General features: G+C 67.2%; 26 protein-coding genes. 15 read left to right on the plus strand and 11 right to left on the minus strand.

All coding sequences use genetic code 11. The features are described from left to right. Together A5709_RS14035 and A5709_RS14040 are read right to left on the minus strand one after the other, a co-directional pair. The coding region (locus A5709_RS14035) for a DAPG hydrolase family protein (RefSeq protein WP_369827330.1) at window positions 1-286 on the minus strand (286 nt) is incomplete at its 3' end. Beyond that, the gene (locus tag A5709_RS14040) at window positions 286-1,626 is read right to left on the minus strand and encodes an FAD-binding oxidoreductase (RefSeq protein ID WP_067943642.1); all 1,341 of its coding nucleotides are present in this window, start codon (window positions 1,624-1,626) and stop codon (window positions 286-288) included. The genes A5709_RS14040 and A5709_RS14035, both read right to left, overlap by 1 nt. Window positions 1,627-1,693: 67 nt before the next feature. Here A5709_RS14040 and A5709_RS14045 point away from each other — a divergent pair, with 67 nt between their 5' ends. Further along, complete coding sequence (locus A5709_RS14045) at window positions 1,694-2,440, plus strand: IclR family transcriptional regulator (protein WP_068120411.1); 747 nt, start codon at window positions 1,694-1,696, stop codon at window positions 2,438-2,440. 89 nt (window positions 2,441-2,529) lie between these two features. Here the strand turns inward: A5709_RS14045 and A5709_RS14050 are convergent, their stop codons facing one another. From A5709_RS14050 to A5709_RS14060, 3 genes are all read right to left on the minus strand, one after another. Beyond that, on the minus strand, window positions 2,530-2,817 hold the full coding sequence (locus A5709_RS14050; protein ID WP_067943646.1) for an ANTAR domain-containing protein: 288 nt from the start codon (window positions 2,815-2,817) through the stop codon (window positions 2,530-2,532). Between the two features lie 244 nt (window positions 2,818-3,061). Beyond that, window positions 3,062-4,426: a wax ester/triacylglycerol synthase domain-containing protein gene (locus A5709_RS14055; RefSeq protein ID WP_067943649.1), complete on the minus strand. Its 1,365-nt coding sequence runs from the start codon at window positions 4,424-4,426 to the stop codon at window positions 3,062-3,064. Between the two features lie 113 nt (window positions 4,427-4,539). Continuing rightward, complete coding sequence (locus tag A5709_RS14060; RefSeq protein WP_068010093.1) at window positions 4,540-5,772, minus strand: CaiB/BaiF CoA-transferase family protein; 1,233 nt, start codon at window positions 5,770-5,772, stop codon at window positions 4,540-4,542. Between the two features lie 273 nt (window positions 5,773-6,045). On the opposite strand from A5709_RS14060, the gene A5709_RS14065 reads away from it, so the two are divergent. The 8 genes from A5709_RS14065 to A5709_RS14100 are packed head-to-tail and all read left to right on the plus strand — an operon-like array spanning window position 6,046 to window position 14,682. Beyond that, window positions 6,046-6,909, plus strand: a complete 864-nt coding sequence (locus A5709_RS14065; protein WP_067943653.1) for a mycofactocin-coupled SDR family oxidoreductase — start codon at window positions 6,046-6,048, stop codon at window positions 6,907-6,909. A 5-nt stretch (window positions 6,910-6,914) separates the two neighbouring features. Then, complete coding sequence (locus A5709_RS14070) at window positions 6,915-7,895, plus strand: thiamine pyrophosphate-dependent dehydrogenase E1 component subunit alpha (RefSeq protein WP_068120426.1); 981 nt, start codon at window positions 6,915-6,917, stop codon at window positions 7,893-7,895. Further along, window positions 7,892-8,908, plus strand: a complete 1,017-nt coding sequence (locus A5709_RS14075; protein WP_067943655.1) for an alpha-ketoacid dehydrogenase subunit beta — start codon at window positions 7,892-7,894, stop codon at window positions 8,906-8,908. The genes A5709_RS14070 and A5709_RS14075 overlap by 4 nt, the downstream gene beginning before the upstream one ends. Beyond that, a complete protein-coding gene (locus tag A5709_RS14080) occupies window positions 8,901-9,137 on the plus strand; it encodes a lipoyl domain-containing protein (protein WP_067943657.1) in 237 nt (78 codons plus the stop codon). The genes A5709_RS14075 and A5709_RS14080 overlap by 8 nt, the downstream gene beginning before the upstream one ends. Window positions 9,138-9,157: 20 nt before the next feature. Further along, window positions 9,158-10,030 (plus strand): enoyl-CoA hydratase-related protein, encoded by an 873-nt coding sequence (locus A5709_RS14085; RefSeq protein ID WP_067943659.1) that lies wholly within the window; start codon window positions 9,158-9,160, stop codon window positions 10,028-10,030. Between the two features lie 9 nt (window positions 10,031-10,039). Continuing rightward, window positions 10,040-11,575, plus strand: a complete 1,536-nt coding sequence (locus tag A5709_RS14090) for an acyl-CoA synthetase (protein WP_068010096.1) — start codon at window positions 10,040-10,042, stop codon at window positions 11,573-11,575. Between the two features lie 18 nt (window positions 11,576-11,593). Further along, window positions 11,594-12,988, plus strand: coding sequence for an SRPBCC family protein (locus A5709_RS14095; protein WP_067943663.1), 1,395 nt, complete (start codon window positions 11,594-11,596; stop codon window positions 12,986-12,988). Beyond that, window positions 12,985-14,682, plus strand: coding sequence for an FAD-binding protein (locus A5709_RS14100; RefSeq protein WP_068010099.1), 1,698 nt, complete (start codon window positions 12,985-12,987; stop codon window positions 14,680-14,682). Before A5709_RS14095 ends, A5709_RS14100 begins: the two co-directional genes overlap by 4 nt. Here A5709_RS14100 and A5709_RS14105 read toward each other — a convergent pair. Next, a complete protein-coding gene (locus A5709_RS14105; RefSeq protein ID WP_067943667.1) occupies window positions 14,679-15,524 on the minus strand; it encodes an enoyl-CoA hydratase-related protein in 846 nt (281 codons plus the stop codon). The genes A5709_RS14100 and A5709_RS14105 overlap by 4 nt on opposite strands. A 90-nt stretch (window positions 15,525-15,614) precedes the next feature. Continuing rightward, window positions 15,615-16,175 carry a bifunctional 2-polyprenyl-6-hydroxyphenol methylase/3-demethylubiquinol 3-O-methyltransferase UbiG gene (locus A5709_RS14110; protein WP_068120413.1) on the minus strand — a complete coding sequence of 187 codons (561 nt, stop codon included), beginning with the start codon at window positions 16,173-16,175 and terminating at the stop codon, window positions 15,615-15,617. A gap of 177 nt (window positions 16,176-16,352) precedes the next feature. On the opposite strand from A5709_RS14110, the gene A5709_RS14115 reads away from it, so the two are divergent. Further along, a complete protein-coding gene (locus A5709_RS14115; protein ID WP_197520145.1) occupies window positions 16,353-16,916 on the plus strand; it encodes a TetR/AcrR family transcriptional regulator in 564 nt (187 codons plus the stop codon). An 18-nt stretch (window positions 16,917-16,934) separates the two neighbouring features. On the opposite strand, the gene A5709_RS14120 is transcribed toward A5709_RS14115, so the two are convergent. Beyond that, on the minus strand, window positions 16,935-18,701 hold the full coding sequence (locus tag A5709_RS14120) for an amidohydrolase family protein (protein WP_068120415.1): 1,767 nt from the start codon (window positions 18,699-18,701) through the stop codon (window positions 16,935-16,937). A gap of 155 nt (window positions 18,702-18,856) precedes the next feature. Between A5709_RS14120 and A5709_RS14125 the strand changes: the two genes are divergently transcribed. The 3 genes from A5709_RS14125 (at window position 18,857) to A5709_RS14135 (ending at window position 20,742) form a co-directional block, all read left to right on the plus strand. Continuing rightward, complete coding sequence (locus A5709_RS14125; protein WP_068120417.1) at window positions 18,857-19,528, plus strand: TetR/AcrR family transcriptional regulator; 672 nt, start codon at window positions 18,857-18,859, stop codon at window positions 19,526-19,528. A gap of 37 nt (window positions 19,529-19,565) precedes the next feature. After that, window positions 19,566-20,018, plus strand: a complete 453-nt coding sequence (locus A5709_RS14130) for a hypothetical protein (RefSeq protein WP_068010107.1) — start codon at window positions 19,566-19,568, stop codon at window positions 20,016-20,018. A gap of 88 nt (window positions 20,019-20,106) precedes the next feature. Continuing rightward, entirely contained in the window at window positions 20,107-20,742 is a 636-nt protein-coding gene (locus A5709_RS14135) for a cutinase family protein (RefSeq protein WP_369827332.1), read from the plus strand. Between the two features lie 46 nt (window positions 20,743-20,788). On the opposite strand, the gene A5709_RS14140 is transcribed toward A5709_RS14135, so the two are convergent. The 3 genes from A5709_RS14140 to A5709_RS14150 all read right to left on the minus strand — a co-directional run bounded on the left by A5709_RS14140 (window position 20,789) and on the right by A5709_RS14150 (window position 23,029). Further along, the gene (locus tag A5709_RS14140) at window positions 20,789-21,169 is read right to left on the minus strand and encodes a DUF5073 family protein (protein WP_068120419.1); all 381 of its coding nucleotides are present in this window, start codon (window positions 21,167-21,169) and stop codon (window positions 20,789-20,791) included. Next, window positions 21,169-21,954 (minus strand): heavy metal-binding domain-containing protein, encoded by a 786-nt coding sequence (locus A5709_RS14145; protein WP_067943685.1) that lies wholly within the window; start codon window positions 21,952-21,954, stop codon window positions 21,169-21,171. The genes A5709_RS14140 and A5709_RS14145 overlap by 1 nt, the downstream gene beginning before the upstream one ends. 181 nt (window positions 21,955-22,135) lie before the next feature. Beyond that, window positions 22,136-23,029 (minus strand): SDR family NAD(P)-dependent oxidoreductase, encoded by an 894-nt coding sequence (locus A5709_RS14150; protein WP_156744729.1) that lies wholly within the window; start codon window positions 23,027-23,029, stop codon window positions 22,136-22,138. A 671-nt stretch (window positions 23,030-23,700) separates the two neighbouring features. Between A5709_RS14150 and A5709_RS14155 the strand changes: the two genes are divergently transcribed. Beyond that, entirely contained in the window at window positions 23,701-24,519 is an 819-nt protein-coding gene (locus tag A5709_RS14155; protein ID WP_067943689.1) for a SigB/SigF/SigG family RNA polymerase sigma factor, read from the plus strand. Window positions 24,520-24,636: 117 nt separating this feature from the next. Continuing rightward, window positions 24,637-25,260: a hypothetical protein gene (locus A5709_RS14160; protein WP_067943691.1), complete on the plus strand. Its 624-nt coding sequence runs from the start codon at window positions 24,637-24,639 to the stop codon at window positions 25,258-25,260. The last annotated feature ends 16 nt before the right edge of the window (window positions 25,261-25,276 follow it).

Consider the following 25,276-nt stretch of genomic DNA (forward strand, 5'->3'; position numbering starts at 1 on the left):
ACCACCACGACCACATCTGCGGCGTGACGCCCGGCATGTCGGTGCGGACCGACACCTGGTAGCCACCGTCGTCGAGGACCCCATAACCGTTCTCGGTCCGCTGGTATCCGTCGTCGGCGACGCGCGCGGCCTCGTCGAACGACGACAGCGCCATGGCGCCTTGTGGGCCGTGTTCGAGTGCCTCGACGACATGGCGTGGCAGCGGGGCCATCTCGGGCGTGAAGAACTTGCCGAACGGGGTCTTCGCGTCGTCACCGCGATACCCCAGATACAGGTCGCCGGCCATCAGAGCCGCCCCATCCAGCTGTTGAACACTCCGTCGGGGTCGTACTCGGCGCGCACGCGGTCGAGTTTGGCCATCGCGGCGTCGCTGGCGAACCGCGCCGGACGCTGGCCGAGGTTCTCGTCGGCGAGCTGAATCCCGATGGCGAATTCGGACATCGCGGCCATGTTGGACCGCGCCCAGTCGGCGTACTTCGCCTCGTCGGCCGGGTCCTTCCACGAACCGTAGAGGGCCAGGTAGATGTCGCCCTCGATGCTGTAGGCCATGTCCTGGCGGGGAGGGCACGGGCCCCAGTTCAGCCACAGGAAATGCGCCGGGTGCGGGGGCATGGTGTCCAGGATCGTCCGGATGCCCGGAAGCAGGTCCTCGGCCGGCGCCGACGTCCACATGTTGTCGACCGCGTAGTAATGATCGGACAGATAGTGGCTCATCGCGACGTCGTACCAGGTCGCCAGATCGGTTGGCATGTAAGGGATTTTGACCAGCGCCTGATCGGCGACCGGGCAGGTGCCGAACAGGGCGAGCGCCTTTTCCGCCTCCGCATCGGAGTCCGCGAAGGCGGGCGACGCCAGCGAGATGACCGGGGTGCCGATGCCCATGTTCGGTTCGCCGCGGGATGCCACGGCCTGCAGCTCGACTCGGGGGTCCACTTCGGCACTGACCTCGCGGGTCCACGTGAAGACCTCGTCGGCGAGCTCGAACGGATAGACATAGACGCTGGTCCCGCAGGCGGCGGGGCGCGGATAAAGCTTCAGATAGAACGACGTGACCACAGCGAAGAATCCGGGTCCGGCACCACGGGCAGCCCAGTAGAGATCGGCGTTGTTGCTGGCGTCGCAGTGAATCCGTTCGCCTTCGGCGGTGACGACATCGAGGCCCACGACACTCTCGCAGGCCGGGCCCCAGATGCGGCTGTTCCAGCCGTATCCGCCCTGCAAGAGGTAGCCACCGAGGCAGACCCCTTTGCAGTGACCCCCGGGAAAGAACAGGCCCTGCGCCTCGAGGTCGGCCATGAGCAGGCTGCCGCCTTTGCCCGGACCCACTCGGGCGAGGCCCTTTTCGGCGTCGATGGAAACGTGGTCGAGACGGCTGACGTCGAGCAGCACGGAGCCGTCGCGCAGGTGGCTGGCCGCGAAGCTGTGGCCGCCCGAGACCATGCTGACCTTCAGCCCGTGGGCCTTCGCATGGCGGATACCGGCGACGATGTCGTCGGTGTCAACGGCCTGCACGATCACTTCGGGGTAGCGTTCGGGCACCCGCTGGTGCCAGACGGTGCCACGACGGGCCGCCTCGTAGCCGTCGTCGCCGCGGAAATAGTGCCGCCCGGCCGGTAGCCCGCTCATCTGGAATCTCCTCTGATTCGCATTACGGATCTTTACGATCCGCGATGCGGAACACTATAGTGGACGAATGGCGTCCTCGGGGGAAAACTTTGCAGCGGGACGCGACGAGGGGATCCAGGTATTGCGGCGCGCCGCCGCCGCGCTGGACGAGATCGCCGCAGAGCCGGGACGGTTGCGTCTGGTCGACCTCGGTGAGCGACTCGGGCTGGCCAAGTCGACGGCCCGTCGGCTGCTGGTGGGCCTGGTCGAGGTCGGACTGGCCAGTGTCGATCCACAGGGCCGTTTTTCCCTCGGCGACCGATTGCTGGCGTTCGGCAATTCCGACGGCGCGCACATCGCGGCGGTGTTCCGGCCAACGATCGAACGGGTAGCGCGCGCGACCGACGGCGAGACGGTCGACCTCTCGGTATTGCGTGGCCGGCGAATGTGGTTCGTCGACCAGATCGAATCGTCGCATCGGCTTCGCGCCGTGTCGGCTGTCGGCGTCCGGTTCCCATTGGAGTCGACCGCCAACGGCAAAGCGGCCCTGGCGGCGCTCGACGGCGCCGACGCCGAGGCGCTGATCTCTCGCTTGGATCCCGGGTCCGCCGGCCGACTCCGCGCCGAGGTGGCCGAGATCCAGCGCACCGGAATCGCTTTCGATCGAGACGAACACACACCGGGAATTTCGGCGGCCGCGATCGCACGACGCGCGTTGGGCGACAATCTGGTTGCTATCTCGGTGCCGGCACCTACGGAGCGCTTCCGGGAAAAGGAACAGCGCATCGTGGCGGCATTGCGCGCGGCCGGCGAATCGGCGGCCTGGCCGCGCTAGGGTCGGCCGCGCACGGTGACGCCGACTGGAGTTGGAGACGGCCGGGTTACCCCTCGAAAGCTCGGCCGTCCCAACGTCTTGATGCCCGCTCAGCAGGGCAATGCGGCGGAGGAGAACAGCGTTCCCCACTCGTGCCGGGCCGCCGATTGCGCGTCGGTGAAGCTCGGTGTCTTTTCGCCGTCGCCGGCCAGGTGTACCAGCGCCCACGCCATCGCGAATACCGGCACCTTGTGCCGCAATGCCGCGCTGTGCAATTCGTCCAAGGCAGCTTCCGACGGGCACCGGCGAAGGCCGATGAGGATGCCGCGCGCGGTGTCGAGGATGCGACCAGAGTGTGGGCCGCACGAGGTCTGGGCGGGAACCCAGTTCGTCGTCATGTTGTGGATACCTCCTGCGGCGCCGTCACGAATCCGCTACTCGCAAAGCGGACGAGGAATTCCTGCGCAACGCATCATCGCGGCCGCAAACCTCAAAGGCGCCCTGTGCCATGATTTGTCGATATTTCGCGTTGTGCCAGACAACCGCCGAGATCGATACCTGCCTGTGACCGTTCCGGGATCGGTTGCTAATCAACCAATCCGGTGAAGTGCCTGCCCGGTGCCGTAATCCATGAACTTCGGATCAGATTGCCAAAGACAATAATTCGTCGAAGCCGGCGACGATAGCGTCATGGAAGACGTCGTAGTCGGGTATCGCGGTGGTATCGACGTTCAACCCGAGACCACACGTGTCGACATAGGTGAGAAGCGTGACGTTGACCGCCGCACCGATGGTGGGCCCGAACGCGTACTGCGCCCGCACCGCAGCGCCGCCGAGGTAGACGGGCACCGGAACGCCCGGCACATCGCTGGCCACGAAATCGACATGGCGCAGCACCGAACCGATGTACCACCGGGGCACCAGGTTGAGCACCCCGGCGATCAATTGCGTGTAGGGCAGCGATCTTTCGTTCCGTACCGCCGCGGTGCGCTGCCGTATCGCCGCGATGCGCCTCGCCGGATCCGCCTCGCCGACGGGCACGTCGAAGCGCATCAGCGTGATCCGGTTCCCGCCAATGCCATCGGCTTCGGTCCGCAGACTGATCGGCATGGTGATGTGCAAGTCGTTCACCGCCACGCCGTGCTTCTCGTGGTAGAGGCGAAGCCCGCCCGCCACCCCGGCGACGAACGCGTCGTTCAGCGCCCCACCGCAACGGTGCGCCGCTTCCCGAAGCGGACGCGTCGGCACCTGATGCACCCCGAGACGCCGGATCAGGCCACGGTCCGTCGCAAGCGGTGACCCGGTCCGGCTGATCGGCCGGACGGTTCGGTAGACCGATGCCGCGGTGGTCGCCGCGGACCGGATGGTGGCGACGGGGCGCCGGACGCCGTCGTACATCAAACGTGGCACCAGGGAAACTGCCCCCGTCAGGGCGCTGTTGAGCAAGCCGGTGTCGTACCGCACGGCGTCGCGGTAGGGCCCGAGCAGCGCTGGGCCCACGACCTGCGGCTCGGGCGGCATGGGTTCCACGGGATACGGGTCTTCCGAGAGGTCGAACAGGTGCATCGCGATCTGGACCCCGCCGACCCCGTCGGTGAGCGCGTGGTGAAACTTGCAGATCACGGCCGCGCCGCCGTTTTCCAGACCCTCGACGAACGTCGTTTCCCACAGCGCGCGGGCCCGATCGAAGTCCTGCATCTCGGCCAATCGGGCCATCTCGAGCACGTCGTCGAGCGTTCCGGGGGCGGAGACTGTTGCTCGCCGCAGGTGGTAATCGAGGTCGAAGTCCCGGTAATACTCCCATCGCGGCGGGACCGGCGGAGGCGACTGCACCACCCGCTGCCGGAACATGGGCAACGTGCGGCTGATCAGGTCGAACCGCTTCCGCACCTCCCCCCAGTCCGGGGTCCGGTCCAGAAGTACGACGCTGACCACCGTCGATCGCAGCCGTGGGTCAGTCTCCATCGCCCAGGTGAACGCGTCGGTGGCGCGCATGAATGCAGTCATGTCGGTGCTCCTTGCACCGAACGTACGACTGCGGGCGCCCTAGGTCACCGGGTTATCGGCAGCCGATGACTTTGGTCCCCACAGTTAGCGCCTTTCGTCGACTGCCCGGCGCCCTACAGAATCGCCTTCCGATCCTTCGCCCTGGCGATGTCGTCCCAATCGACGTCGAGCTCGAGCAGGATCTCTTCCGTGTGCTGGCCGTGTTCGGGCGCACGCGCGGGCGCCGGCGGAGTCTCGTCGAACTGGACGGGCGCGGCGACAATGCGGTACTTCTCGCCGTGGTCGTCGACGTTGGTCACCACGTACCCGTTCGGTTCGACCTGCGGATCGTTGAGCGTTTCCCGCGGCGTCGCCAGGGCGCCCCACACGCCCGGCTCCTCCTCGAGCGCCTTCTGCCAGTGGGCGAGATCGTGGCGGGCGAACGCGTTGGTCAGGATCTCCGTGGCCTCCGCGGCGTTGGCGATCAGGTTGCTCGACGGCACGAATCGCTGATCGGTGGCCAGCTCGGCCAGGCCGACTCGCTCACAGAACCCTGCCCAGAACTTGTCCGGCTGCAAGAACACCAACTGGATCCACCTGCCGTCGCGGGTCTTGTACCTGTTCACCAGCGGGTTGATGGCCAGCCCCGGCGGTGCGCCCGGGATCCCGTCGATGTCGAAGAAATCGGCCGCCGAGATGGACGGCGCTATCGCCCACATCGCCTGCGCCAGCAGCGAGGAGTCGACGATCGTCGGTTCGCCGGTGCGTTCGCGGTGGAACAGCGCGGCGCAAACGCCACCGGCGAGCGTCGCCCCACCTTGAAGATCACCGAACCCCGGACCCTGCACCGCGGGCGTGTCCGTGCCGAACGGCGTGAGCGTGTACGCGACCCCGCCGCGCGCCAGGTAGGTGGCCGCGTCGAACCCGCCACGGTCGCGGTCCGGCCCCCGCACCCCCAGACCGGTGCCTCGCGCGATGATGATCTTCGGGTTGAACGAGCGGATGTCGTCCACGGTCAGCCGGGCCCGCTCGAGCGCACCCGGCAGCCAATTGGTAAGGAACACATCGGCACTGGCCAACAGGCGGCCGAACAGCTCGCGACCCGTGTCGGATTTGATGTCGATGGCGATGCTGCGCTTACCGCGGTTGCCCAGCTCGAGGATGAAGTCGGCGTCCGGGCGCGCCGCCTGCCGGGTGAAGCCGCCGACGACCAGCGCGCGCCCGGGGTCACCCGAGGCGACACCCTCGACCTTGATCACGTCGGCGCCCCAGTCCGACAGGGCCGCACCGGCCGATGGCACGTAGGTCCACGATGCCAATTCGACCACCCGCACCCCGTGCAGGACACCACCGCGCACGCCAGACATCGCCAACTCCCTCGGTCGACCCGTTCATTCCTTGCTATTTTAGATATTCTAGCTAGTCTAGGGCGTAGTGGTAGCCCAACCGCAGGTCAGAGCAGTTTTTCGTGGAAGAGATGCGATGGATCCGACCGTTGGCACGATTCCGACGCCCCCCGCATATCCCCGCGAAAACGTGCGGCCGACGGAGTCGTTGCGGCCGCACCGGCGGCGACGCAAACCAATGCCGTTGGGCCCCAACGAGAGTTGCGATGCAGATACACGGACGAAGGACGGGCGATGGGCAGGGTAACCGGCAAGGTGGCCGTGATCAGTGGCGCCGCGCGAGGCCAAGGCCGTTCGCACGCGCGGATGCTGGCTGCCGAAGGCGCGGACATCATTGCGGTGGACCTGTGCGCCGACATCGAGACCAACGAGTATCCCCTGGCCCGGCGGGAAGACCTCGACGAGACGGCCCGGCTGGTCGAGAAGGAGGGCCAGCGCGCGTTCACCGCGGTCGCGGACGTTCGCGACCGGGTGGCCCTGTCCACCGCGATCGATGAGGGCGTCGCCGAGTTGGGGCATCTCGACGTCGTCGTCGCCAACGCGGGCATCTGCCCGCTCACCGCGGGCCTGCCGCCGCAGGCCTTCGCCGACGCCGTGGACGTGGACCTGGTCGGAGTGCTGAACCTGGTGCACGCGAGCCTCAAACATCTGCAGGCCGGCGCGTCGATCATCGTGATCGGTTCCAATGCGGCGTTCATGTCGTCGATGAACACCACCGGCATCGACGGGGGCCCCGGCGGCGCGGGGTATGCCTTCGCGAAATTGGCTGCCGCGCACTACGTCAACGACTTCGCCCTGGCGCTCGCCCGATTCTCCATCCGGATGAACGCGGTGCACCCCACCAATGTCAACACCGACATGCTGCACAGCCCTCCCATGTATCGGGCCTTCCGGCCGGACCTGAAGGATCCGACGCGCGAGGACGCCGAACCGGTTTTCCCGCTCGTGCAGGCGATGCCGATCCCCTACGTCGAGCCCGAGGACATCAGCGAGGCAGTGTTGTTCCTGGCCTCCGACGCGGCGCGCTACATCACCGGGCAGCAGCTCCGTGTCGACGGCGGCGGCTTCCTCAAGGTCAAGCCGTGGTCGGGTGCGTGACATCGATGACCGACTCCCCCGACGTCGAGCGCCGGCTGTACGAGCTGATGGTGCTGATGAAGGCGGCCGATGACCGGCTGTCCAAAGGCATCGGCACGGGCGAGTTCATGTGCGTCTACTGGCCCTCGCGCGGCCAGGAGGCCATTGCCGCCGCGATGGGCGTGGCGCTGCGCCCCGACGATCAGCTGGTGACCACCTACCGCGGCCTGCACGACCTCATCGGCAAGGGCGTCCCGCTCGAGGAGATCTACGGCGAGATGATGGGCCGCACCGTCGGCGCCAGCCGGGGCAAGGGCGGCACCATGCACATCGCCAATCCCGTTATGGGCGTGATGCTTTCGACCGGGATCGTCGGGGCCGGGCCACCGGTGGCGGTGGGACTGGCGATGGCGGCCAAACGCAAGGGCTCCGATCGCGTCACGGTGGTCAGCTTCGGTGACGGCGCCACCAACACCGGGTCGTTCCACGAGGCGGCGAACATGGCGGCGCTGTGGGACCTGCCGATGGTCTTCGTCTGCCAGAACAACCAGTACGCGGAGATGACGCCCACGGCCGACACCATGAAGCTCGAACGCGTCGCCGACCGGGCGGCCGGCTATGGCATGCCCGGGGTGCGGGTCGACGGAAACGACCCGCTGGCGGTCAAATCCGCACTCGAGGACGCGCTGCGGCGGGCCCGCGCCGGTGACGGCCCCAGCTTCATCGAATGCGTCACGTTCCGCTTTAGAGGCCATTACTTCGGCGACCGGATGCCCTACATTCCCAAGGATCAACTTGCCGCCGCGATGGAAGCCGACCCGGTCCCCCGGTTCCGCAGCCACCTCGCCGCCACCGGCATCTGCGCTTCCGACGAACTCGACCGCATCGACGGCGAGGCGCTGGCGGCGGTGGAAGCGGCGCTGCAAACCGTGATGGGCGCCGATTCCCCGTCCATCGACGAGCTGGACCGGGATGTGTACGCGACCCCGATCGGGTTCCCGGTATGAACACGCAGGAGCGGGAGATGACGATGCGCGAGGCGCTCAACCTCGCGCTGGATCAAGCGCTTGCCGCCGACGACCGGGTGTTCCTGCTCGGTGAGGACATCGCCGATCCGGGTGCGTCCGGACCGACCGCGGGCCTGTCGACGAAGTACGGTCACGACCGTGTCCTGGACACACCGATCTCCGAGGCGGCGATCGTCGGCGCGGCCATCGGCGCCGCCATCGACGGGCTGCTGCCGGTGGCCGAGATCATGATCATGGACTTCATCGGCATCGCGGCCGACCAGCTGATCAACAACGCGGCCAAGCTGAGGTTCATGACCGCCGGACGCACAACGGCACCGATCACCATCCGCACCCAGGTCTACGCCGGGCTGGCCACCGGTGCCACGCATTCGCAAAGCCTCGAGGCATGGTTCATGCACATCCCGGGCATGAAGGTGATCGTGCCGTCCACACCCCGCGACGGGAAGGGCCTCCTGACATCGGCGATTTTCGACGAGGATCCCTGCCTGTTCGTCGAAACCATTCGGCTGCAAGGCAAGAAAGGTCCCGTCCCCGTCGATCCCGCGTTCTCGATCCCGCTGGGCCGAGCCGACATCAAGCGGCCGGGCACCGACGTGAGCCTGATCGCCTACGGACGGTGCGTGCACGACGCCCTCACCGCCGCGGACACGCTGGACGAACAGGGCGTGAGCGCCGAGGTCGTCGATCTGCGCACCCTGGTGCCGCTCGACGTCGAGACCATCGTCGACTCCGCCCGCCGTACCCGCCGTGCCGTCATCATCCATGACGCGGTCCAATTCGCCGGCCCCGGAGCCGAACTCGCCGCGATCCTGCACTCGGAGCTGTTCTCCGAGCTGGCCGCGCCCGTCGAACGAGTGGCCGCCCGATTCGTCCCCAACCCGGCCGCGGCGGCGCTCGAGGCGCAGGTATACCCCTCGCCGGCACGAATCGTCGCGGCGGCGCTGAAGACCTTCGGGAGGACGCTGGCGGAGGCGAAAGCGCGTGGCTGACTTCATCATTCGCATTCCGCGCGTCTCGGTGGCCGTGTCGGAGGCCGAGCTCACCGGGCTCCTCGTCGACGCCGGCCAGCACGTGGACGCGGGCACACCCCTCTACGTGATCGCCACCGAGAAGGTGGAACAGGAGATCGAAGCGGGGGCCTCGGGCACCGTGCAATGGACGGGCCGGGTCGGGACCACCTACGACATCGGCGCCGAAATCGGCGTCATCACTTCTTGAACCAACGAAAGGTGAAACGCATGGATCTCAACGAGACTCGCGAGAGAATCATCTACCAAAAAGAGGGGCCCATCGCCCGCGTCACGCTCAACTGGCCGGAGAAGGCGAATGCCCAGGACCAGAAGCTGGCCGAAGAGGTCGACGCCGCCCTGCTGGACGCCGACCGCGACTACGACATCAAGGTGCTCGTCCTCAAGGCCAACGGCAAGGGCTTCTGCTCGGGACACGCCATCGGTAACAACGCCGTCGACTACCCGTCGTTCGTGGAGAACGCCATGGTGACGGGCCACCCGTGGAAGGCGCAATCCGATCTGTTCGTCAAGCCAACCCTGAACCTGTGGGAGTTCTCCAAGCCAACGATCGCTCAGGTGCACGGCTACTGCGTCGGTGGCGGCACGCACATGGGCCTGACCACCGACATCGTCATCGCCGCCGAGGATGCCTACTTCTCGTATCCGCCGCTGCAGGGTTTCGGCATGCCTTCCGGCGAATGTTCCATTGAGCCTTGGGTTTTCATGAACTGGCGGCGGGCCGCCTACTACCTGTTCACCGCGGAGGTGATCGACGCCAAAAAGGCGCTGGAGGTTGGCCTCGTCAACGAAGTGGTCCCGCGCGACCAGCTCGACGATCGTGTCGAGGCGATCGCCCGGCATATCGCCCAGGCGCCGTTGACGACGCTGATGCTCACCAAGGCCAATCTGAAGCGGGCCTGGGAGCTGATGGGCATGCGGGTGCACTGGCAGAGCTCGAACGACCTCGTCGCCCTGGCTTCCATTAGCAAGGACGTCCAGGAGCTGATCCAGACGGTGTTCAGGGACAAGGTGCTGCCGTCCGAGCACGCACGGCGCCAGGCCGCGGCGGCCGCAACGACCGATGGCGCGTCACCTTCATAGGCGCCGCCAGTGAACCTCGCCGATCACGCCAAGAGGGCCGGACAGGCGCCGGCCCTCATCGTCGCGGACGGTGGCACGATCTCGCACTCCGAGCTGTACGCCCGCAGCCGGCGCGTCGCGGCGGTGTTGCACGAGGCTGGACTGCGCCCCGGCGACGGCGTGGCCCTGATCTCGCCGAACCGGCCTGAGTTCCTCGAAATCACCTGGGCCTGTCAGCTTTCCGGCCTGTATTACACCGCGGTCAACACCCACTTCACCGCGGACGAGGTCGCCTACGTCATCGGGGACTCCGATGCGCGGGCGGTCTTCGTCGACGCGACCATGCCCGAGCTTGCCGCCCACGTCCGCGCGGCCAACCCTGCCGTCACCATTCGCCTCGCGGTGGGGGGAGCCCTGCCCGGCTGGCGGGATTACGAGGAGGCGCTCGCGACGGCCGGTGCCGCGCCGCCCGCGTCGGACGGGTCGGAAATGCTGTACTCGTCGGGCACCACGGGTCGGCCCAAGGCGGTCCGCCGGCCCCTTCCGACCGACGGCAACGGCTCCTGGGCTCAGGCGGTGCTGGAGCTAGCGCTGACTCACAAGTACGGAATGAGCATGTCCAGCGTGTACCTCTCCCCCGCACCGCTGTACCACGCCGCCGGAGTGAACTACACCATGGCGGTCAACCGCGTCGGCGCCGCGGCGATTCTCATGCGCAAGTTCGACGCCGAGACCGTCTTGCGATTGATCGAGACCCACCGCGTGACGCACGCCCAGTTCGTGCCCACCATGTTCGTGCGGATGCTCAAGCTGCCCAGGGCGGTTCGGGAAAAGTATGACGTGTCGAGCCTGCGATGTGTGATCCACGCGGCCGCGCCCTGCCCGGTCGACGTCAAGCACCACATGATGAAGTGGTTCGGGCCGATCATCCACGAATACTACGGCGGCACCGAGGGATTCGCGGGGACGACCATCGGTCCCGAGGAATGGCTGGCCCACCCCGGTTCGGTGGGCAGACCGATGACACCGGTGCACGTGATCGGAGAAGACGGCGCCGAGTTGCCCGCCAGGCACGCCGGTGAGCTCTTCTTCGAAGGCGGACCCGACTTCGAATACTTCAAGGACCCCGCCAAGACCGCCTCGGTGTACAACGACCGCGGCTGGCGCACCCTGGGCGACATGGGGTACGTCGACGACGACGGCTACCTCTATCTCACCGACCGGTCCACGTTCATGATCGTTTCCGGCGGGGTGAACATCTACCCCCAGGAGGTCGAGAACCTGCTGATCATGCATCCCAAGCTCGTTGACGCGGCCGTCTTCGGCGTCCCGAACGACGAGTTCGGCGAGGAGGTCAAGGCCGTCGTACAGCCGGTCGACGGCGTCCGTCCAGGGCCCGACCTCGAGGCGGAGCTCATCGAGTACTGCCGAGCGCACCTGGCCGGCTACAAGTGCCCGCGCACCGTCGAATTCGTTCCGGAATTGCCACGGGACCCGAACGGAAAGCTGTACAAGAGACGCATTCGCGAGCGTTACTGGCAGGGGCGGACAACGCGAATCGTGTAACCGAAGAGGGATGGCGAGATGGCTTCCAAGACAGACTCAGCGACAAGCCCGGTGGGCACGGACAGGACCTGGACACCGCTGCCGGTGCCGTGGGCGGTCCAGACCGTCGATCGCATTCCCAAGCAGCGCTACTACGACGCCGAGTTCTTCGCGCTGGAAGCGGCGGCCTTCTGGCCGCGCGTCTGGCAGATGGCATGCCGGCTCGAGGAGATTCCCAAACCCGGCGACTTCGTCGAATACGAGATCCTCGACCAGTCGATCATCGTGGTGCGTGTCGACGCGGACACGGTGCGGGCCTACCACAACGCGTGCCGCCATCGCGGGGTGAAACTCGTGGAAGGCGGGGGTTCCCGGCGAACTTTCGTTTGCCCCTTCCACGGCTGGTGCTGGGGCCTCGACGGGCGCAGCACATTCGTGTTGCGGCCCGAGGCGTTCGCCGACGAAAACATGAATCCGCAAGACCTGCAGCTGGTTTCGGTGCGATGTGAGACCTGGGGCGGGTGCGCGTGGATCAACCTCGACGACGGGGCCCCCGCGCTGCGTGACTGCCTGGAGCCCTTCGCGTCGACCTACGACGCCTGGCAGGTGGAATCGCTGCGGGTCGAGTGGTGGCAGTCCTGCCGGCTGCCGGTGAACTGGAAGCTGGCGGCGGCGGCGTTCATGGAGGGCTACCACGTCCCCCAGACCCATCCGCAGCTGCTGCCCTCCGCGCAGAACGGCGGCCCCGTCAAATCGGTGCACCCCGTCGTCGCGAGCAGCCTGTACTTCATGCGTACCCTCGGCACCGGCATGGGCGGCATGACGCACGACAACGACATCCGAATCGCCGAGGGACTGCAGAACATTGAGCTCCCCGCCGATCCCGCCGCGGCGATGAATGCCTGGCGCGGCGCCCTCAACGACGCCGTCGTCAGCTGGCACCGGGCCCGGGGCAGCACCATGCCCGACCTCAACGAGCTGGTCCGCCGCGGGATCACCGACGCGATCGGGTTCTGCTTCCCGCACTACTTCATCCTGCCCACCTACAGCAGCGCGTCGTCCTACCGCATCCGCCCGCTGGGCCCCGAGGACACCCTGTTCGAGATCTGGTCCCTCACCCGGTTCCCCGACGATGTTTCCGCGGGCAGGCCCCAGCCCCCGGAGCCGATGGCGCCCGACGACCCGCGCTGGCCACCGATCCCAGCGCAAGACTTCTCCAATCTGCCGAGGCAGCAGAAAGGGTTGCACTCCAAGGGCTTCGAGTACATGCGCCTGTCGGACCAGATCGAGGGCCTGATCTCCAACTTCGAACGCGTCGTCGACGGCTTTCTCGCCGGCCTGCCGCACGAGGCGTTGGTTCCCGCGATCCAGAAGACCAACACCACCATCGACGTACCGGTCGCCGACCTGGCCTTGCGCGCGGAGGCACGATGACCACCCGGTGGGACCGCTCCGTGGATCTGCTCATTGCGGGCAGCGGCGGGGGCGGCATGGTCGCGGCGCTGGCGGCGCTCGACTCCGGCATCGAGCCGCTGGTGATCGAAAAGCAGGCCCTGGTCGGCGGTTCCACCGGCCTCTCGGGCGGCATGGTGTGGCTGCCGAACAACCCGCTCATGCGCGCCGCGGGCATCCCGGACTCGCACGAGGACGGTCTGGCCTATTTCGACGACGTCGTCGGTGACATCGGTCCGGCCTCCTCGCCGGCGCGCCGCGAGATGTTCCTCAGCGCGGGCTACGAAATGATCGACTTCCTCACCCGCAAGGGTGTTCGGTTCGTGCGGTGCCCCGGCTGGAGCGATTATTACCCGAACCACAAGGGGGGCAACGAAGCCGGTCGTGCTATCGAGTGCGTCCCGTACGATGCCGCCGCTCTGGGGACCTGGCGGGACAGGGTCCAGCCTTCGATGGCCAAGGCGTATGGCGGGTTCGTGCTCAAGACCAACGAGCTGCGTTCGGTGCAGTACTTCAATCGGTCGCCGCGAGCCTTCGCGGTGGCGATGCGAGTGTTCGCGCGCACCAGGGCCGCCCGGCTGCGCCGTCGGGAGATCCTCACCAACGGAGCGTCGCTCATCGGTCAGATGCTCAAGGTGCTGATCGATCTGCGCGGCGAGCCGCCGATCTGGACGGGCGCGGCGATGGATGACCTGATCGTCGAGGATGGCCGGGTCGTAGGCGCGCGCGTCTCACGGCACGGCGAGGCGCTGAACATCGAGGCGCGGAAGGGCGTCCTGCTGGCCGCGGGCGGGTTCAGCCGCAACGCGGACATGCGCCGCCGCTACAGCGGGGACCAGCCGAACGAGGGGCTCTGGTCGATCGCGAACGCCGGCGACACCGGCGAGGTGTTGCAGACCGCGATCCGGCTGGGCGCCAAGACCGACCTGATGGACGAGGCCTGGTGGCTGCCGTCGGTTTTCATCGCCGACGGGGGCGACGCCGCGAAGGCGCTGGGCAGCGGGCGGCAGCGCCCCGGCGCCATCTACGTCGACGGAACCGGCAGGCGGTTCTGCAACGAGTCCAACTCGTACGTCGAAGTCGGCAAGGCGATGTATGCGAACAAGGCGGTGCCGTGCTGGATGGTCTTCGACGAGGGCTACATCGGCCGGTACGTTTCGGGGGCGAACCCGTTCAAGAAGCGTCGCCTCCCCGAAGAACTCATCACACGGGGCGCGGTGATGCGCGGTGAGACCATCGGCGAGCTGGCGCACCAGATGGGGGTCCCGGCCGACGCGCTGGAGCAGACGATCAGGCGCTTCAACGGTTTTGCGGCCAAGGGCCTCGATCCCGACTTCGGGCGCGGTCAGTCGGCGTACAACGACTGCCTGGGTGATCCCGGGCATCGCCCCAACGCCGCGCTCGGTCCGCTCGAGCGGTCACCGTTCTATGCCACCAAAGTCGTTCCGGCCGATGTCGGCACGTGCGGCGGCGTGATCACGAACGAGCACGCCCAGGTGCTCGACGAGGACGACCGCGTGATCGGCGGACTGTACGCGACCGGCAACATCACCGCGACGGTGATGGGCCGCAACTATCTGGGCGCCGGCGGAAGCATCGCGTACACAATGGTGTTCGGCTACGTCGCGGCTCGGCACGCCGGGCGCCGGGGTGGCGCCGGCGAGCCAGGCGGCTAGGCCCCGGCATCCTTCTCGTCGCGGCCGATGAATTCGCGTGGCTTCATGCCCGATTGCTTCAGCTCGGCCCGCCGCGCCTGGACGTCGGAGGCGGCGCCGACCATGTTCGTCAGGATGTGGCTGACCTGCAGGTGCACCCGCATGCCCATCAGTTCCCACGCGCGCTTCACGTTGTTCTTCACCGCCATCAGTGTGGTCAATGGGATTTGAGCGATCTTGCGCGCCATCTCCTCGACGACTTCGTCGAGGTCTTCGCGCGGCACCACCTTGTTGAGCAGGCCCCAGTCGAGGGCTTCCTGCGCGGAGAGCGTCGGGGCGAGCAGCAGCCAGTCCATGGTCCGATGCCAGTTCATCAGCAACCACGGCTCGATCATGGTGTGCCCGCCGGGCTCGCCAAGGCTTTGAGCAAGCGGCATTTGAAAATACGCATCCTCGGACGCGACGCAAAAGTCGGTCAGCAGACCGAGATAGATCCCGCCCCCCATGCAATAGCCGTGAATCGCGGAAATCGTCGGCTTCGGAAACTCCCACAGGTACAGCGTCGGCCACAGGAACAAGTCGGCCGTGCCCTTGTACAGGTCCTCGAACGTCTCACCGAAGTCCGGATACGGGTTTTCGTCAGGGCCCCAGCGGGCCACATGCCCGCCGCAGAACCCTTTTCCGTTGGCCTTTAGGATGACGACCTTGATCTCTTTATCCCGGTCGGCTTCGTGCAGGCATTCGTCGACTTCGGTGACCAGGACCGCGTCCTTGGTGTTGGCCTTGTCCACCCGGTTCAGGATGATCCGCGCGATCGGCGGTTCGCGCTCATAGATGACCGCTTCGAGAACGCGCCGCTCCATCTGCGTGACATTACCCGGCTGGGAGCCGAAATGGCAGCGCCAAACGCCATTTCGGTGAGCACCGATTCACGCGGTGAAAACGCTTGCCGTTCAGCGGCCTTCGCGTCCCGCGCGCGCAAGCAGCCAGGCCTGACCCTCGCCTTCGCCGGCGGCCAGCTGCTCGAGTTCGGTGAACGCCGCGGGTAGCTCGCCGGCGGCCGCGCGATACGGGCCTGGGGCGGCTCCCACTTCGCTCAGCACGGTGATCGCGAGCAGCCCGCCGGGCGCCAGGCGTTCGATGATCAACCGGTCGAGGCGGCGGTCCCGGAATCGATGGCACAGGACGAGGTCCACGGGCGGCCCGGCCGGCAGGCCGTCATCGAGGTCAGCGACCTCGAAACGGCACCGATCGCTCACGCCGGCGCGCTGAGCCAGCTCCCGCGCCTGACCGACCGCCACCGGCGAGACGTCCACGCCCACCACCTCGAGCCCGCGCAGCGCGAGCCACACCGCGCTCGGTCCGGGTCCGCATGCGACATCGAGAGCCCTTCCCGCAGTGGGCAGTACGTCCAGGTGGGGCGCTAAGAAGTCGGGTGGTCCCACCGCGTCCATCGATGGCGGTGCTTTGGTCGCGTACCGCTCGTCCCAGCGCTGCCGGTCCGCTTCGGCCATAGCCGCCACTCTAGGGGCGCCCAGCTGTTCTGGACAGCTGTCTGTAAATCGCCGTCGGCGCGTACCGGACCGCCGTTCGGCGGTGACGCGAAACAACAGCGCGTAGCGCAGATCCGCCGCCGGGCAAGATTCGGAAGACGGTTGTTCGCGCTCTCGGCGCCTTCCTACACTGGACCGGTGTCCAAAGATGCGGCTCGTCGGTCCGACCGCCGGCCCGGACAGACGATCCGCAAGGTCCTCGACGCCGGGCTCGAGGAGCTGCGCGCGTCGTCGTACGCCAATCTGACGATGCGTTCGGTGGCGAGTCGTGCCGGAGTGTCACCGGCCAGCGCCTACACCTACTTTCCGTCGAAAAGCGCACTGGTCGCGGCGGTGTACCTGCGCTTTCTCCGCGAGCTGCCGCTGCATACCGATGTCAACGACACCACCAAGACCCGGGTCAGCTCAACCCTGCGAGACATGGCCGTCGTGGTAGCCGACGAGCCCGAACTGACCGCGGCGTGCGGCGCGGCCCTGATGGCAGATGACCCGGCGGTGAAGCCGATTCGTGAGCAGATCGGCCAAGAGGTCGCCACCCGGATCGGTGCCGCGCTGGGACCGGGCTGGCCGCGCGCCGTGAAATCGACGCTGCAGATGACTTTCTCCGGCGCGCTGATGACCGCCCGGTTCGTCAGCTTCGATGAGATCGCGGGACAACTCGACGAGGCCGTCAACCTGATTTTGGGTGCATCCGTGGCGTAAGCCGCTGCCCGGCAACGGTTAAGCGACCGGCGTCAAGTTCCTGGATGTCTGGTCCGCCCGCAGGAAGCGGCCGAATTTCTGCTTGCCCAGCGCCGGTGCGGCCTCGCCGGCACCGAACGCCAACCGTCCGCCCACCAACACGGCGCTGACGGTGTCGTCGTTACGGTTGACCATCCGGGACAAGCCGCCGTAGGACTGCACCGGATGCTCGGCGTAGCGATCCAGCGAATCGTCGAGCTTGTCCGGGTTGATCACGACGATGTCGGCACGGTCCCCTTCGCGCAGGGTGCCGGCGTCGATTCCGTACCAGGACCCGAGCTCGCCGGTGAGCCGGTGCACGGCACGCTCGATCGACATGAACGGGGAGCCGTGCTTGTCCGCCTCGTGCACGTGCCGCAGCAGACGCAATCCGGAGTTGTAGAAGGCCATGTTGCGCAGGTGTGCGCCGGCGTCCGAGAAGCCCATCTGGACGGTTTCGCTCCGCGCCAGTTTCTTGAGCACCTCGGGGCGATGATTGGAGATCGTGGTCCGCCAGCGCAGGCTTTCGCCGTGCTCCACCACCAGGTCGAGGAAGGCGTCGACCGGATGCAGCCCGCCGCGGTCCAGGCCCACTTGGCCGAAGGACTTGCCGACCACCGACGCATCCGGGCAGGCGACGATCTCGGCGTCGAAGAAGTCCCGGTGCCACACCCGGGGCCCGAACCTCTGGTCGTAGTCCTCGCGGAACCGGCGGCGGTAGTCCTCATCGCGCATCAGCTCATTGCGCTCGATCTCGTCCTGCAAGTGCAGCGCCGCCGCGCCTGCGCCGAACTCTTCGAACACCACCAGCGAGATCCCGTCGGCGTAGACCTCGAACGGGACCGGCAGATGCTGCCACCGGAAGTCACCGCCCAGGGCGTTCACCGCTCGGGCCAGGGAGTCCATCAGGTGGATCACCGGCGGTATGGCCTTGATGTCGGCCGCCGAGAGCAGGCTGGTCTTCAACCGGGGCCGGCCGAATCCCAGCGACGTCGCCAGCTGGGACACCACCGACAGCGGGTTTTTGATGTCGGGCCCCGACTGCAGAATCTTGTTGCGCCGCCGCAATATAGCGTTCAGCCGGCGCAGTTCGCGGGACGTCGCGTACGTCGACGGCAGGGTTCGCGACCGGCAGACCTCGCCGTCGAGTTTGTCGAACAGCAGTTGCTGCGATGACATCCCAACGAAGCCTTCGTCGAGCGCCTCGTTCAGCATCGACTCCATCCGCGCCAGCTCGGCGGCCGACGGCCGGACGTCCTTGCGGGTTGCGCGGTCCAGCCCCATCGTTGCGGCACGCATGTCGGAGTGGCCCATGAAGGCGGCGACATTGGGCCCCAGGTTTCGCCGCTCGAGTTCGGCGACATACTCCGCAGGATTGGTCCATGAGCGGGCCGCGTCCAGGTGCTCGATGACGTAGCGGCGGGGAATCGCCTCGACGCGGCCGAAGATATCGCCCGCGTCCACGTTGTCCAGGTAAACCGTGGACAACGAACACGATCCCAGCATCACAGTGGTCACGCCATGCCGCAGCGATTCGGAAAGCTCGGGCTCACAGAGTATTTCGACGTCGTAATGCGTGTGGATGTCGATGATCCCTGGGATCACCCACTGGCCCGTCGCGTCGATGACATCGGCACCCGCCGTGTCGAGTGGTTCCGGCGTGATGGTGGCGACCCGGCCGTCGCGCACACCGATGTTTCTGCGCGCCGACGGCGCACCCGTCCCGTCGAACCAGCGACCGTTGGTGATCACGGTGTCGTAGTGCAAAGTTCGGCCTTCCTGCCGCGCGGCACCCCCATGGTCCGCAGTGAGCATACATAGTGGCGGAAGTGTCCGCCCATGTTAACCAGCCACGATCGCCTGCTCCCAGCCGCTATGATCCGGCTGTGGGGATCACCGACTACGGGTTTGCCGCCCGCTAAATGCGCAGTCACGGTTGGGCAGGGAACACGCCCGCCTCCGACGAGGAGGCGATCGGGCGCATCCTTGATGCCGCCGACAAGATCATTGCCGAGCCCGGCTCGGCGCTGCGGATCGCCGACGTGGCGCGGGCGCTCGGGGTCACCCGGCAGACCGTGTATCGATACTTCCCCGGGACGCAGGCGCTGCTGGTGGCCTCGGCGATGCGATCGGCCGACGGCTTCCTGGATCGGATGGCGGCCCACCTCGAGGGGGTCACCGACCCCGTCGTGGCGATCACCGAAGGAATTGCGTACGCCATCGAAGAGCTGGCCTCGGACAACCAGGTCGAATTCGTGCTCAACCAACGCCATCGCGGCGGGCAGAAGGTCTCCATCATCTCCGACACCGCCCTGGCGTTCGGCCGCTCGATGCTGCATCGCTACGACATCGATTGGGAGAGCTACGGTTTCGACGAAGCCGGCCTCGATGAATTGAACGAATTCAGCCTGCGGGTGCTGCATTCGTTCCTCGCCGACCCGGGACGCCCGGCGCGCAGCGGTGCCGATCTGCGGCGCTATCTCACGCGTTGGCTCGGACCGGCGATCGCCTACCCGCAGATGATGCGTGCGATGGACGCGCTGCACAGCCCCGAGCCCCCGCGAACGCGACGGCGCCCGTTCAAGGCATCCTGACCCCGCCGACGTTGACCACGACCGTTAAGGAGCGGGCATGACGGGTCTCGGACAGATCGCTCTGAACAGCGCGCCCGTGTTCGGCGGCGCGATGCTTGCCGTGGCCGCCGGGCAATTCCGGGGCCCGGATTATCGGGGGCTGATCAAACAGGACATGGACTTGCTCGACCGGCTGCCGCCGGAGGCCGCCGAGAGGCGCGCCGAGCTGCAACGCACCATCGACGCCCGCATCGACGACCTGATCGACACCGCGGACCGGGGCCGGGCGCTGCGCAAGGCGGCGCTGTCTTACCGGGGCAACTGGCGGGACGTGGTGCTGCTGCTCTGTGTCGTGCTGTTCACCATCATCTGGTGGGAGGTCGACCACAGTCGGGGCAACTGGCTGCCCATGTTCGTGCTCCTCATCATCTTGACCGTGGTGACCGCCGCCTACGCGTTTCGCGGCGTGCTCCGGGCCGCCGGTTCGTTGGTGCACCGGCAAGCGCGGTAGCACGCCGGCGGCCGCGACCGCATAACGCGCGCACTTAGTCACCCTGTGACAAAATCACGCTGTGCAGGCGCATCGTCTCGGCGGTTTGATTTGTGCTGTGCTGGCAGCGTTTTGGACGCTCCCGGCCGTTCCGGTCGCGGCAGCCGGGCCGTGCCCCGACGTCGAGGTGGTGTTCGCGCGGGGCACCAACGAGCCGCCCGGCATCGGCCGGATCGGACAGAGCTTCGTCGACAGCCTGCGGCCGCGCGTCGGCGGCAGGTCCGTGGGCGTGTATCCCGTCGACTACCCGGCGACCACTGACTTCCCCAGGGCCGTGGATGGAATCAGCGACGCGGGCGCGCACGTCGAACACATGGCGGTCTCCTGCCCCCGAACCAGGATGGTGCTGGGCGGGTACTCCCAGGGCGCGGCCGTGATTGGTTTCGTCACCGAGAGCGCGGTGCCGGACGGGGTGCACCTGGTCCAGGCGCTGCAGCCGATGCCGGCCGAGGTTTCCAACCACGTGGCCGCGCTCGCGCTCTTTGGGAAGCCGTCGAACCAGTTCATGAGCATCCTCAACGAACCGCCCGTGACGATCGGCCCCCCTTATTCGGCCAAAACCATCGAGTTGTGCGTGCCCGGCGACCCGGTCTGTTCGGACGGGGGCAACCCCGTCGCGCACCGCCAGTACGTCGAGGCCGGCTTGGTTGACCAGGCGGCCGATTTCGCCGCCGGACGCGTGTAGACCGGCGCTCGAACAGGGCCCCGAGGCAACCGGCGAGCGGGCGGCGTCAGCGCGGTCCGGCCCCGGCATCGAGGACCTCGATGGCCGCATCGATGTTCGGGATGATCGTTGGGCCGTAGCCGGTCACCAGCTGCCCGAGGGCGCGGGCGATGTGCGGTCCGACGGCAGCCGCGGCGAGGACCTCTTCGCCCAGAACGATGCCGTTCACCAGGTGGGCGGCGCTCAGGCGGCCGTCGGGGGTGACTTCATAACGCCAGTGGCCGATCTGCACCCGTTCCGGCTGCGACCGGAAGAAGCCGCGGCGCGCGGGAGTGAAAATCACCCCCGGAACGCCGGAGAACACCCGAAGGACCAGCCCGACTCCCCCGGGACCCGACAAGGCCGCTCCGATGGACTGGCCGACCCGCTCGTGATCGAGGCTCGTCATCAATCGCTCATGGGCAGGACGAACGACGGCGTCACCGGCTGCGCCGCACCGCCGCGACGCACCGCGGTTCCCGCGACGTAGAACTCCACGGTGTGATGCCCCCAGGCGTAGTTGGAGATGGCGAAGTGCACCCCGACGACGCCGCTTCCGCCATCGCGCTCGGCCTCACTCTGCATGCGCGACATCGCCAGCTCTCTGGCCTGGTAGCTGCCTTGCGTCCACTGGGGCATCTCGGCGTTGCGCCCCACCTGGCCGAGCGTGCGCAGGAACCCTTGCACGGCGATGTGGAACACGCAGTTGCCCATCACGAACGCGACCGGGACGAATCCCGATCGCAGGAGGGTGGTCAGGTCCTGCCCGGACAGGTGACTGGTGAACGCCTGCCCGTTGGGACGGCGATAGGCTCCGGGCTTCTCCGTGTATCGCACCGCGGTGCCGACCGCGATGAACTCGAGATGCTCGCCCTCGCCCTGATGGCGCCATTCGAGGCGGACACCCACCACGCCGTCCGCGCCCAGCGAATCGGCCTCCGCCTGCATCCGCGACATCGCGTTCCAGCGCGCCCGGTAGGTCGCGTCGGTGAGCACGGGCAGCTCGGATTGTTGCCGGATCCCGGTGAACTGATACCCGACGTGGTAGACCGAGACGCCCATCACCAGCTCGATCGGCTCGAACCCGGCCCCATGCAACAAGGCGAATTCGTTGATCGAGAGATCGGAGGTGAACACTTTGCCTGCGTGCGACAGCCGTTCGCTGGCGACTGGGTCGAGCGGGTTCGGTTGCATTGTCAAAACACCCTCCTGCGGTTCGCAGGACAGCGTAGGCCGCCGGGCGGCCCCGCACACCCACAACGTGCGACTTTCCCGTGTATCAGTGGTGAAATCAGGGCGCTTGGGGGCGCCGCTCCCGGCCCGTGGCGACACCGCCACGGCGTCGACCAGATCGATTTGCTGCCGCCCGGGTCGATCAGTGCGCGGCTTGCGCGGCGCCGATCATCGCGTGCAGATCGTCGAGCGACCAGGGTTCGCCGTCGCGGTGGTCGCGGTAGCCCAGCACCCGCGGCGTCGGCCGGTCGAAGCCGCCGACGAATCCGCCTGCCGCGACGAAGATCTGGCCCGTGACGGCCCGCGCCAGGTCGCTCACGAGATACGCGTAGAGCGGAGCCACGAAGGCCGGCGGCGCGCTGTCGAGCGAGGCGCGCATGGTCATCTCGTCCAGCAGCCCGCGCCGGTGCAGGTCTTCGATGTGCTTCTCGTACTCGGCACCCGTGGACAGCCGGGTCCGGGCGCCGGGACACACCACGTTGGCTCGCACGCCGTGGCCTTTCAGTTCGGCGGCGATGGCCATCGTCAGCGCGTTCACGGCGCCCTTGCCCGCGGGATAGCCGGTGCCGCCGTAGTCGCCCAGAAACGCGACCGAACTGGTGTTGACGATGGCGCCGTGCCCCTGCGCGGCCATGACGGGAGCCGCCGCCCGGCAGGTGTGAAAAGCGGTGCCGAGGTGAGCGCTGATCAAGCGGTCGAAGTCGCCCGGCGAGATGTTCAGAATCGAGGAGCCGGGTGGTTCGGCGATCCCCGCGCAGTTGATCAGCCCATTTAGTCGTCCATACCTGCGCACGCAGTCATCGACAAGGACGCCGGCGATGCGCTCGTCGTCCGCGGGTCCGACCACCGCGCTGGCATGCCCGCCGGACGCCGTGACCGCGGCGACCGTCTCCTCCACCGCCTCCGCGTCGCGCCCGTTGACGATCACGCCCGCGCCCAGGCCGCAGAGCAGCTCGACGACCGCCCGCCCGATCCCCCGGCTGCCGCCGGCCACCACCACGCCGCGCCCGTCCAGCGAGCGCCCGCCGGCATTCATCGCCGTCATAATGCGTTGTGCGCGAACGGCTCTCGGCTAGGGTCGAGAGCAAGTCGCGGGAAATCGGTCACGAACATTAGGCGAACAGTACCCAGCCGGGCCAGAAATGAGAACCGTAGCCGGCGCCTTCCGACACGCGCGGAATGTGATGGGCGCGGTCGACTCCGGTTAACCTGAGAAATGCCGCTCCGCTTTGCCGGCGGCCGCCGGTTCGAACCGGAGTAATCCCGACGGTCCATTTCGCGCGGTGAAAGTGCTGGCCCGGGCAAGCGTCAGGAGGTTTGCTGCGATGCGGTTTGTTTGTTCGGTGCAAACGGGTGGGACAAGGGCCGGGGCCGACTCGGGGTGAGCGATCGCGGGCGCACGCAATGGGGCGTATAGTCGTAAACGAAGTCCGTTCTGGACGTGTCGCCGTTTAGCCCAAAGCGGCCAGTCAGCCGCATGGCTACTGAGCTTGGCATGGCTCCGGCGACAAACACCTGAGTCATCTCCCGCCGGTAACCCGCGCGTTCGATTACCGACCAGTCCTGCGGATACAGGTGCAGTGAGGCGACGTGCGCATAGCTGCCAGTCTCGTTGCACACGACTCAGAGGAGTGAGTCAGTAATGCAGAAATGTTTGTGCACCAAAGTTTTCAGGATCAGCCGCGCCGCGAACGGGCGCGTGCGCCTATGACCAATGTGATTGCTCCCGCCCGTCCTGCGTCCACCCCGCCGTGCCGTGACAAGAAAGCCGACGATTCGTACGACGACGTGGTCGAGATGTTCGTGCTGCTGCGCCGGATGCCGGCCGAGTCGCACGAATACCGTCGCCAGCGCGAACGGATCGTGACCCGATGCCTGCCCCTGGCCGACCACGTGGCCAGCCACTTCGCCCGCCGCGGCGAGGGGCTCGATGACCTCATCCAGGTGGCGCGACTGGGCCTGATGAACGCCATCAACAGGTTCGATCCCGATAAGGGCCCGAGCTTCATCGGCTTCGCGGTGCCGACCATGATGGGCGAGGTTCGGCGTTACTTCCGCGACTACAGCTGGGGCATGCGGGTCCCGCGGAGATTACGTGAACTGCACGTGCAGATCAGCAGGACGACCGGCGATCTGGCCCAGAAACTGGGACGCGCACCCACCGCGGGCGAGTTGTCGCAGGAGCTGGAAGTCCCGCGCGAGGAGATCGTGGAATGCCTGGTGGCGGGCGACGCCTACCGGCTGGATTCCCTGGACGCGCCGGTGGGCACCGACAGCTCGGGCACACCGCGACTGGTCGCGGACGCGGTCGGCGGCATCGACCCGCAGATCGAACACATCACCAACCGGGAAGCGCTGCGCGTCCTGGTTGCCGGACTCCCCGAGCGCGAACGCGAGGTCTTGCGCATGCGATTCTTCGAATCGATGACGCAGAGCCAGATCGCCGAGTGCATCGGGGTGTCGCAGATGCAGGTCTCGCGCATTCTGGCCAGCACCCTGCGCTGCCTACGCGACCAACTGGATTAGCCCCTCATCTCTTTCGGGGCCTTCGGCGCCACGGTGGCGCCGCGCCGCAATGTACTGTGCGATTCGGGAACGAACTCGACGGTGGCGCCGAAGGCGGCCTGGAAGGGAGCTCGAGCGATGAGGACTTCACGGACGGTGGCCGCGGGCGTCGCGGTGACGGCGGCGCTGGCGGTGGCGATAGCGGGGTGCGGCAAGAATTCGACGACCTCGACGCCGTCGAAGTCGGGGTCGTCCAGCTCGGCCACCAGTGCGCACAGCTCGGCTCCGACGTCGTCGGCCGCCGCGCAGCCGAGCGAGTACACCGGACTGCTGATCCAGGCGAGCGACATCAACGCGCCGATACCGTTCACCGCCACCCCACCGACCCCGAACCCGAATGGCCAGCCGGGCGTCGCGACGACGTTCAAGGACGAGGACGGCAGCCACGTCATCAAGGACACCATCCAGGTGTTCGCGGACCCCGGCGCCGCCACCGACGCGTTGAACACGGCCAAGGGCGCCCAGGGTGACGTGATCAAGAACCCGACGACGCAAGCTGCCAACGTCGGAACCGGCGGAACGACCTTATTGGGCAACAATCCGGACAAGAGCAAGGGCGTGACGATACTGCTGTTCACCGAGGGCAGGGCCTTCGTCACGCTGCAGTTCGACGGCCCGCCCGACACCCTGGCCCCCGCGGATTTCGTCAACGACGTTGGTCAGAAACAAGATGCCGCCATCAAGAAGGGCCTCGGCGGCTGAGCGCGAACTGACCGCC

Source organism: Mycobacterium sp. E1386 (genome assembly GCF_001672745.1).
GTDB lineage: Bacteria > Actinomycetota > Actinomycetes > Mycobacteriales > Mycobacteriaceae > Mycobacterium.

Coding starts and splice junctions, on each gene's coding strand:
- A5709_RS14040 (WP_067943642.1), bottom strand. CDS start 1,626: ATGAGCGGGCTACCGGCCGGGCGGCACTATTTCCGCGGCGACGACGGC.
- A5709_RS14045 (WP_068120411.1), top strand. CDS start 1,694: ATGGCGTCCTCGGGGGAAAACTTTGCAGCGGGACGCGACGAGGGGATC.
- A5709_RS14050 (WP_067943646.1), bottom strand. CDS start 2,817: ATGACGACGAACTGGGTTCCCGCCCAGACCTCGTGCGGCCCACACTCT.
- A5709_RS14055 (WP_067943649.1), bottom strand. CDS start 4,426: ATGACTGCATTCATGCGCGCCACCGACGCGTTCACCTGGGCGATGGAG.
- A5709_RS14060 (WP_068010093.1), bottom strand. CDS start 5,772: ATGTCTGGCGTGCGCGGTGGTGTCCTGCACGGGGTGCGGGTGGTCGAA.
- A5709_RS14065 (WP_067943653.1), top strand. CDS start 6,046: ATGGGCAGGGTAACCGGCAAGGTGGCCGTGATCAGTGGCGCCGCGCGA.
- A5709_RS14070 (WP_068120426.1), top strand. CDS start 6,915: ATGACCGACTCCCCCGACGTCGAGCGCCGGCTGTACGAGCTGATGGTG.
- A5709_RS14075 (WP_067943655.1), top strand. CDS start 7,892: ATGAACACGCAGGAGCGGGAGATGACGATGCGCGAGGCGCTCAACCTC.
- A5709_RS14085 (WP_067943659.1), top strand. CDS start 9,158: ATGGATCTCAACGAGACTCGCGAGAGAATCATCTACCAAAAAGAGGGG.
- A5709_RS14095 (WP_067943663.1), top strand. CDS start 11,594: ATGGCTTCCAAGACAGACTCAGCGACAAGCCCGGTGGGCACGGACAGG.
- A5709_RS14100 (WP_068010099.1), top strand. CDS start 12,985: ATGACCACCCGGTGGGACCGCTCCGTGGATCTGCTCATTGCGGGCAGC.
- A5709_RS14105 (WP_067943667.1), bottom strand. CDS start 15,524: ATGGAGCGGCGCGTTCTCGAAGCGGTCATCTATGAGCGCGAACCGCCG.
- A5709_RS14110 (WP_068120413.1), bottom strand. CDS start 16,175: ATGGCCGAAGCGGACCGGCAGCGCTGGGACGAGCGGTACGCGACCAAA.
- A5709_RS14125 (WP_068120417.1), top strand. CDS start 18,857: ATGCGCAGTCACGGTTGGGCAGGGAACACGCCCGCCTCCGACGAGGAG.
- A5709_RS14130 (WP_068010107.1), top strand. CDS start 19,566: ATGACGGGTCTCGGACAGATCGCTCTGAACAGCGCGCCCGTGTTCGGC.
- A5709_RS14140 (WP_068120419.1), bottom strand. CDS start 21,169: ATGACGAGCCTCGATCACGAGCGGGTCGGCCAGTCCATCGGAGCGGCC.
- A5709_RS14145 (WP_067943685.1), bottom strand. CDS start 21,954: ATGCAACCGAACCCGCTCGACCCAGTCGCCAGCGAACGGCTGTCGCAC.
- A5709_RS14150 (WP_156744729.1), bottom strand. CDS start 23,029: ATGAATGCCGGCGGGCGCTCGCTGGACGGGCGCGGCGTGGTGGTGGCC.
- A5709_RS14155 (WP_067943689.1), top strand. CDS start 23,701: ATGACCAATGTGATTGCTCCCGCCCGTCCTGCGTCCACCCCGCCGTGC.
- A5709_RS14160 (WP_067943691.1), top strand. CDS start 24,637: ATGAGGACTTCACGGACGGTGGCCGCGGGCGTCGCGGTGACGGCGGCG.